General features: G+C 72.2%; 2 protein-coding genes. Both read left to right on the top strand.

The window, feature by feature from the left end; translation table 11 throughout:
- Window positions 1-355: 355 nt before the first annotated feature.
- Window positions 356-1,411, top strand: coding sequence for a cyanophycin synthetase family protein (locus VIB55_RS24215; RefSeq protein WP_331879257.1), 1,056 nt, complete (start codon window positions 356-358; stop codon window positions 1,409-1,411).
- Entirely contained in the window at window positions 1,408-2,379 is a 972-nt protein-coding gene (locus VIB55_RS24210; protein WP_331879256.1) for a cyanophycinase, read from the top strand. Before VIB55_RS24215 ends, VIB55_RS24210 begins: the two co-directional genes overlap by 4 nt.
- Window positions 2,380-2,442 lie beyond the last annotated feature (63 nt).

Raw genomic sequence — 2,442 nt, 5'->3', positions numbered from 1 at the left:
AAGCGCACCGGGCTGGCTCCCTTCCCCCGCGGGGTTTGCGGGGGAAGGGCTGGGGATGGGGGGCGCCCGCCGAAGCACGGAGACAACGGCGTAGCACGTCGGACTTAGCCTCGGCTCCACGCGGACCACGGCGCGCGCCGCGGAGTGTGTGGCGCATCCCTCAGTCGCTGCGGTCTCCGGTGCGGGGGCGGGTTCGCCGGGGCCGCTCCTTCGGGATGACATTCGTGCCGCTCCCGTCCTGCCGTTCTCCCCTCTCCCCACGGGGTTTGTGCGGGCAGGGGCCGGGGGAGGGACGCCCCGCGGCACCCGCCTTGCCCCACCCCCACCGCGCGTCCGAATCCCGATCCGAGAACCCATGGCCCTGCCCGATCCGTATTCCGAAATCCGCCTGGTGGGCCTGCGCTCGCTACGCGGGGCCAACTTCTGGTCGCGGCGCCCCATCACGCGCATGGACGTGGCGGTGGGCGCGTACGACGAAATCCACTCTGCCGAGGTCCCCGGCTTCAACGAGGCGCTGATCCGCGCCTTTCCCGGCCTGTGGGAGCACCGCTGCAGCATCGGCGAGCGGGGCGGCTTCGTCACGCGGCTGCGGCGGGGCACGTACGCGCCGCACATCGCCGAGCACGTGGGACTGGAGCTGCAGGGGATGATCGGGCACGACGTTGGCTACGGCCGGGCGCGCGGCGGTGACCGCGAGGGCGAGTACACCGTCGTATTCGAGCACCTTCACGCCGAGGTGGGCCTTCGCGCCGCGGCACTGGCGCTGGAGGCGGTGCAGCGCGCCTTCGCGGGCGAGCTCGACACGGTGGACCACATGGTAGCCGAGCTGCAGTCGCTGGCCGAGTCGCCCGACGTGCCCGACCTTACCCAGTCGGTGCTCTGCGGCATCACGGGCGGCGGCCACCGCACGCAGGTGCGCGAGCAGATGCTGAAGCGCGGCATCAGCGACGAGGCGCTGATCGTGGACGTGGCCCCCTCGTACCTGCTGAACGCGGGTCTGCCCTACGCGCGCAGCGAGGTGGCCGTCATTTTGGACGCCGACCTGACGGACGTGCCGGAGCGGTACCAGGAAGAGGAGCGCAACCTGCAGCTGGTATCCACCCTGGCCGACGCCGTACCCGGCGGCGGCATCGTGGTGGTGCCTTCGCGCGAGTGGGAGATCCAGGACATGGCGCGCAAGGCGGGGTGCCGCGTGGCGGTGTTCTCCACCCGCGAGCGGGTGCCGGTGCGCGACACGCGGGTGGCGCGGTCGGTGGCCATGGTGCGCGACGGGCGCATCGTCATCGAGGTGGGCGGCGAGCTGACGGACGGCGGTGCGGTGGAGGAGGGAGAGGACGTGCCGGCGCAGGTGGCGGCGGCGCTCGCGGTGCATTCGCTGCGGGAACTCGGGATGGAAAAGGAACAGGCGTGATCGCGGAACTGAACGGACCCAACGGCGATTCTCCCACGCGGCGGCGCACGGACCGGCACGCGGGGAAGCTCGTGCTGATCGGCGGGGCGTGCGAGCCCGAGGGCACCGCGCTCGGCGCGTTCCTGGATGCGTGCGGGGGGCGCGACGGCGGCAGGATCGTGGGATTGACCACCGCGTCGGCAGACCCGGAGGGATCGGCGCGCTCGTGGCTGGATGCGTTCCGGACGGCGGGGGCCACCCACGTGGAAATCCCCATCCTGGACCGGCGCGACCGGGCGCAGGACCGGCGGATCGTGTCGATGATCGAGCAGGCCGACGGCATCTTCCTGGGCGGCGGCGACCAGGTGCACCTCGTGGCCACGGTGGGCGGCTCGCGCGTGGACCGGGCGATCCGAGAGGCGTACGCGCGCGGCGCCACGGTGTGCGGCACCAGCGCGGGCGCGGCGGCGCTCACCGAGACCATCCTGGCCGGCGGCGAGCCCGACGAGTACGGGCAGATGCAGGCCGTGCACCTGGGTCCCGGCTTCGGGCTGCTGGGCTTTCGGGCGATGATCGACACGCACTTCACCCAGCGGCGGCGGCTTCAGCGGCTGTTCATGGTGATCGCCCAGAACCCCGAGCTGCTGGGGCTGGGCATCGACGAAGACACCGCGATGGTGGTGGAGGGGCACCTGGGCAGGGTGGTGGGCCGTGGGTCGGTGACCTTCGTGGACGGGCGCGGCGTGCGCTTCGACAACGCCGACGAGTGCATGGAGGGGCACCCGCTGACCCTCAGCTACCTGCGCGTGGGCATCGTGGGCGCGGGCTACACGCTCAACCTGCGCGAGCGCGAGCTGGAGGTGCTGCTGCAGGCCCGCCGCGACGAGAGCCGCGGCGAGAGCGAGCTGGAGGTGCTGCGCAGCGAGGCCATGGAGCCGCAGCCCGCGAACGCGGCGGAACCAGCGGAATCCGCCGAGCCCGCGGAGTAGCCGGCATCGCGCTTGGTTTTCTGCCATCGACAACGTTGGTCTCACACGGAGTCAACGGAGTCA

The organism is Longimicrobium sp., from assembly GCF_036554565.1.
Lineage (GTDB): Bacteria > Gemmatimonadota > Gemmatimonadetes > Longimicrobiales > Longimicrobiaceae > Longimicrobium.
The sequence above is the reverse complement of the archived record's forward strand: the minus strand, read 5'-3'. Positions and strand labels throughout refer to the sequence as shown.